Source organism: Thermogutta sp. (assembly GCF_014359955.1).
In the GTDB taxonomy this organism is placed as follows: domain Bacteria; phylum Planctomycetota; class Planctomycetia; order Pirellulales; family Thermoguttaceae; genus Thermogutta.
The window spans coordinates 1-5,258 of sequence record NZ_JACIYL010000264.1 but is presented as its reverse complement, the minus strand read 5'-3'; the positions used below and the strand labels follow the sequence as shown (position 1 = coordinate 5,258).

Sequence of the window (5,258 nt, the reverse complement as noted above, 5' to 3'; positions counted from 1 at the left end):
AGCGCGACCTGTTGATCCGCAACTACGAAATGAACCTCAAGGCCGCGGAATGGTCTCTCGAATCGGCCAGGGAAGAACTCCGCCAACTGGAAAAGATGTACAAGGCAGACGATCTGGTTGAAGAGACGGAGGAATTCATCCTCAAACGGCAGCGCCAGGCCGTGGAACGTGCCGAGTTCTATTACCAACTTGAGAAGGACCGTTACGAACGGTTCCATGCCATGGACCTTGCCCGGCGTGACGAAGATGCCCGCCGGGATCTCGAGCTGGCCTCGTTTATAGCTGAGCGCTCGCGCATCAATCTGCCATCGTTGCTCATCCAGCAGCGGATGAGCGTCGAGCAAATGCGGACCGATCTCGAGCGGGCGAAAGACCGCCTGGCGAAACTCCGCGCCGATCGCGCCCTGTTTGAAATCAAATCACCCTGCGATGGCGTCGTCTACTACGGCCAATTCAATCGGGGTGAATGGTTGGGAGCAAGCTCTCTGCAGAACAAACTCCGACCAGGTGGATCGGTCTCCAAGGGAGATGTCATCATGACCGTGGTCCACCTGCCACCGGCCACCGTTCGCTTCAAAGTGGGTGAAGAGGACCTGCGATGGATGGAGCCCGGCCGGGAGGGAACCTTCAAACCGACAGCCCTTCCCGACCTGGCGATCCCGGCTGCCGTAACAGAGGTCGATCGCATTCCTATCGCGCCCAACCAGTTTGAAGTGCTGGCCGAGCTGGACCTCCCCAAGAAACCTCTGCCGCTGGCTCCGGCCATGGGGGGAAAGGTCCGCTTCTTTGTGTACGTGCGGGAAGATGCCCTGGTCGTCCCCGCAAAGGCCGTGTTCGCAGAAGACCTCGATCCTGAACAGCGGTACGTGTATGTCGTCAAAGGCGACGCCCACGAAAAGCGCCCCGTTAAAGTCGGCGAGCAGGTGGGTGACAAAATCGAAATTCTCAGCGGACTCAAAGAGGGTGAAGAAATCCTGCTCCAGAAACCCGAGAGCGACAATTAACAGGGTCAGGCAGGGTGATCGACTTCGAAACTGCAAGAGCAACTCAGAGGGCTCCAGCAATGCGGCGGCGTTTGTGTGTGCTTCTGGTCGTATGGGTGGCTGGATTCCTGCTGGTTCCCCGGAGCGGGGCGGTCTTCGCCGAAACTCCGCAGACCCCGCCCGGCCCACCTCCGCTGGCCACCGAGGGTCCCAAGCCCCCGCCCGCTGTGCCGCCGAGTCGCGAGGAGATCGATCGGGCCATCCGCCGGGGAGTCGATTTTCTCCTCCTCCGCCAGAATCGGGACGGCTCCTGGGGATCTCCCCATAACACCAAGGGCCTCAACATTTATGCTCCTGTGCCCGGGGCCCATCAGGCCTTTCGCGCCGCCGTCACATCCCTTTGCGTGGCGGCCCTCATTGACGTGAAAGATTCCCGCTCCGAGGTTCAGGAAGCGATCGATCGCGGTGAAGCGTGGCTCATCGCCAACCTGCCGAAAGTCCGCCGGGCAACACCCGATGCCATTTACAACAACTGGGCGCATGCCTACTCCCTCCAGGCTCTGACCCGCTTGATCCGTCGTCACAAAGGTGATCCCGCCAAACAGGCGGTCCTTCGCGAAGTGATGGAGACGCAGCTCGACCGGCTCATCCGTTATGAATGCGTGAACGGCGGCTGGGCCTACTACGACTTCGATTACGGCACTCAAAAACCCGGCGGCTCCACCATCAGCTTTGTGACGGCCACAGTCCTGGTCGCCTTCCACGAAGCCCAGCAGGTGGGACTCAAGATTCCCGAAAAACTCATCGACCGCGCCAAAGCCTCCATCCTCCGCCAGCGTAAGCCGGATTACACGTACTGCTACGGCGAATACCTCAAAATGCGCCCGCTCCATCCCGTCAACATGCCGGCAGGGAGCCTTGGGCGGTCGCAGGCCTGCAATCTGGCCATGCGACTGTGGGGCGATACCACCGTCACCGATGATGTCCTCCGCACCTGGCTGGACCGCTTTTTCGCCCGGGATGGCTGGCTCGATCTCGGCCGAAAACGCCCCATCCCCCATGAATCGTTCTTCGCTATTGCAGGATATTTCTTTTACTACGGGCATTACTACGCCTCGCTGTGCATCGGACAGCTTCCGGAGTCCGAGCGGCCGGACTTCTACGGCCGTCTGGCGGCCATTCTGCTTCCCCTCCAGGAAAAAGACGGCTCCTGGTGGGACTTCCCCTTCTACGACTACCATCAGCAGTATGGCACGGCGTTCGCGCTGCTCGCACTCGCACCCTGCCGGGCCAGCGCCCCGTCAAGGCCGGCCAAACCACCGGAAGAGAAAGCCGTCGCCCAGTCGCGGCCGACACTGCGCTGAGCCGTCGAAGCGACTCGCGGGCCGGAATTTGCCTCTCTGCCTCATCCGCAGTTTTACTGCACCAACGGGCAGGTGGACCGCCACACGAGTTCGCGCGGGGACGAGATTCAACCCGGCGGGACCCGCTCGTCAGGTCCGCCTGCTTCGGAGGGACCTGCCTGTCAGGTCCGATGAACACCGGTTGACAATCCATTCCCTTTCACCGGGCACGACAAGCGTGCCCCTCCGACCCCTCGGAGGGACCTGGCTGTCAGGTCCGCCTGTTAACCCTGGATGATCCACCCCAATTCAACCGTGTTCCGTTGGGGCCATTCACAACCTCTCCCTACGCCACATTGTGCCCGGGACATGACGCAGGTTTTTACAAAAGTGGGAATGGGTCAATTTCCCCCTGCGGCCATGACCCGGTCGATTGTTTCCCGAATGAAGACCGAGGGGACAATGATCGCCAGGCCCATGCGGTGACGAAACTTGCCGCTCTGATAGATGAGCTTGAATTCCTCGTCCACAAAGTGCTGCCCGCTGACCAGTCCAATGACATAACCGGCCGCCATCTCCGCGGAATCGCCGGACGCGCTGTTTCCACCGGCCAGCGCGAAAACAGGCCCGCCGCTATCCCCTTCAAACGTGTTCATATCCACCAGGAAGCGAGGATTCTCTTTGATCGGCAGCAGGGGGTAACTGGCGATGCAGCCCAATCGCGCGATGCCGAACTCTTCCGGATTGCCTTTAAAGATGTTGGCATGAGGAAATCCCAATGCCCGCACAAGAAGTCCCGGTTCCAGCGGCAGTTTTTCCAGGACCTCTTCCGTTGCCAGACAATCATAGGGCAAAACCGCCAGGTTGGCATCGTGCTGAAAATCAACCCTGATGACGGCCACGTCGGCCGTGGGGTGTTTCTCCCACAGCTCCTTGTTGTCGCGACGCACGGGAATGGTTTGCGGATTTTTCACAATCCGGCCGTCTTCTCCCCGGCGGTGCAAAATGACTGTGCATTCGTCCCCCTTCATGGTGGAAAATACATGGGCGGCCGAGACCAGCACCCGTCGCCCGGAGGGCAACTCCACGAGAAATCCCGTGGCCGTCGAACCCGGATTGGTGATCTTCACGGTGGCCCAGGTGACCTGCGTGAGAAAACCCGGACTTCCCGAAGCCTGTTCCGCCCGGAGTTGTGTCGTCAGTCCAAAGCCGACCCACTGCCAGATCATCCAAAGCACAAACGCCATACAACGATGCTTCCTCACGGATGCGTCTCCTTTTCCGCTCGTCAAAAAATAACACCAAACACTGTCCGGTCACCGTGACCGCCTGGGAAATATCGCATGGGACATTCCTACCGCTATCAGCCCAGGAGAGTGCGGTCCCTCGAACACCCACCGTGGTTTCCCGGCAGCGCGGCGTGGATCTTCTGAGCAGCCCCACACTCTGAATCCTTTCTCTGTTGTTGTCACACTCGGGCGGATGTTGCAAGTTTTTTTCAGCCCACGCCCGGAGGTATGTCACAGTGGGCAGGATCAGCCATTCACCCGCTGAAGGGCGGAACTGTCGCCTGTGAGGCAATCCGGGATCTTCCTGAAGCATCCCATTTTTGTGGAAACGATGAGACGCCGCGGATGCAAGGAGTGACAGGGGCAATTCATCAATGCCCCCACCGGAATGTAGGTGAATAGGGGCGGATCATTTAAGCGGACCTGACAAGCAGGTCCCTCCGGACGATTCGGAGGGGCACGCTTGTCGTGCCCGGGAAAAAGAAATTGATGATCGAACGTATCACGACGGACCTGACAAACAGGTCCCTCCGGCTGAATTCCGCTGCCACTCAAGCGCGTGCGGATGTTCACGTTTCCATTGGCGGAGGAAAAGCGACGATGTGTCACGGGACCGCCGCATCGCCCGGTCCCTGGCCAATGGGGATGATCCCGTGTGCCGAGAAGCACCTGTTAAAATAGACAGAAAAGCCCTGCGATCCATTTAGCCATGCGGGATGACCTGTCGCCTTTCCGTCCTTCGCGATTTTTTCCACCGGCCGAATCCGCCAATCGTTACGGCGTGGTAGCCGTGGGGGGAACTCTCCACCCGGAGGTCCTCCTCGACGCCTATGCCCACGGCATTTTTCCCTGGCCGATCGATGAGGCCTCGCCCATCGTTTGGGCCTCGCCGGGGATTCGCGCGATTTTCGAATGGGAACACATCCACATCCCGCATCGCCTGCGACCGATCATCAAGCGTGGGGATTTTCAGATCACTGTGGACCGCGATTTTTCCGGCGTGATCCACGCCTGTGCCACCGCGAACGGTCGGGCGGGTGCCACCTGGATCACCCCAGCAATCATCGAAGCCTACACCCATCTCCACGAACTCGGCTATGCCCACAGCGTCGAAGCCTGGAAAGGCGACGAGCTGGCAGGCGGCGTGTACGGTGTGGCGCTGCGTGGGCTTTTCGCGGCCGAATCCATGTTCTATCGCATCAGCAATGCCTCCAAGGTGGCCCTGTTGTATCTGCTCGCCCATCTCAAGGCGCGGGGGTATCGCCTTGTGGACATCCAGATGCTCACCCCGGTCACGCAATCGCTGGGGGCACGTCCAATTCGCCGCCGGCAATACCTTCATCGTCTGGCGGAGGCCCTCCGGGCAAACGTCACCTTCGGGACAACCCTGGAAGTGACCGCCACCGACGTCCTCGCCCTGGACCAGACGTGTCGTCCATCTTCAGAACCCAATGCAGGCTGATCGCCAAGCCGAAAAAGCCTCGATACCCCCGAGCCGGCCCCCGCGCTCCACTCCCACCCGACATCACCCCTGCTACGCGTCAGATGCGCATCAAATGGACATCTTTTGCCTGAAAAGAGCCCTTCGTCATGCTTGCAATTAGTCCACTTCGTGTGCTATACTGGGTGGCGTCCTGACTGAA

Annotated in this window: 4 protein-coding genes; 3 read left to right on the top strand and 1 reads right to left on the bottom strand. The window is 59.9% G+C overall.

Features of this window, described 5'->3' with window-relative positions; all coding sequences use genetic code 11:
- Together H5U08_RS09570 and H5U08_RS09565 are read left to right on the top strand one after the other, a co-directional pair.
- Nucleotides 1-1,004, top strand: a 1,004-nt coding sequence (locus H5U08_RS09570; RefSeq protein WP_297032469.1) for an HlyD family efflux transporter periplasmic adaptor subunit, incomplete at its 5' end; no start/stop codon positions are given.
- 59 nt (nucleotides 1,005-1,063) lie between these two features.
- Nucleotides 1,064-2,347 carry a prenyltransferase/squalene oxidase repeat-containing protein gene (locus H5U08_RS09565; RefSeq protein ID WP_297032468.1) on the top strand — a complete coding sequence of 428 codons (1,284 nt, stop codon included), beginning with the start codon at nucleotides 1,064-1,066 and terminating at the stop codon, nucleotides 2,345-2,347.
- A gap of 380 nt (nucleotides 2,348-2,727) precedes the next feature.
- On the opposite strand, the gene H5U08_RS09560 is transcribed toward H5U08_RS09565, so the two are convergent.
- Nucleotides 2,728-3,591 (bottom strand): serine protease, encoded by an 864-nt coding sequence (locus H5U08_RS09560; RefSeq protein WP_297032466.1) that lies wholly within the window; start codon nucleotides 3,589-3,591, stop codon nucleotides 2,728-2,730.
- 733 nt (nucleotides 3,592-4,324) lie between these two features.
- Here H5U08_RS09560 and aat point away from each other — a divergent pair.
- On the top strand, nucleotides 4,325-5,077 hold the full coding sequence (gene aat, locus H5U08_RS09555) for a leucyl/phenylalanyl-tRNA--protein transferase (protein ID WP_297032464.1): 753 nt from the start codon (nucleotides 4,325-4,327) through the stop codon (nucleotides 5,075-5,077).
- The last annotated feature ends 181 nt before the right edge of the window (nucleotides 5,078-5,258 follow it).

Coding starts and splice junctions, on each gene's coding strand:
- H5U08_RS09565 (WP_297032468.1), top strand. CDS start 1,064: ATGCGGCGGCGTTTGTGTGTGCTTCTGGTCGTATGGGTGGCTGGATTC.
- aat (WP_297032464.1), top strand. CDS start 4,325: ATGCGGGATGACCTGTCGCCTTTCCGTCCTTCGCGATTTTTTCCACCG.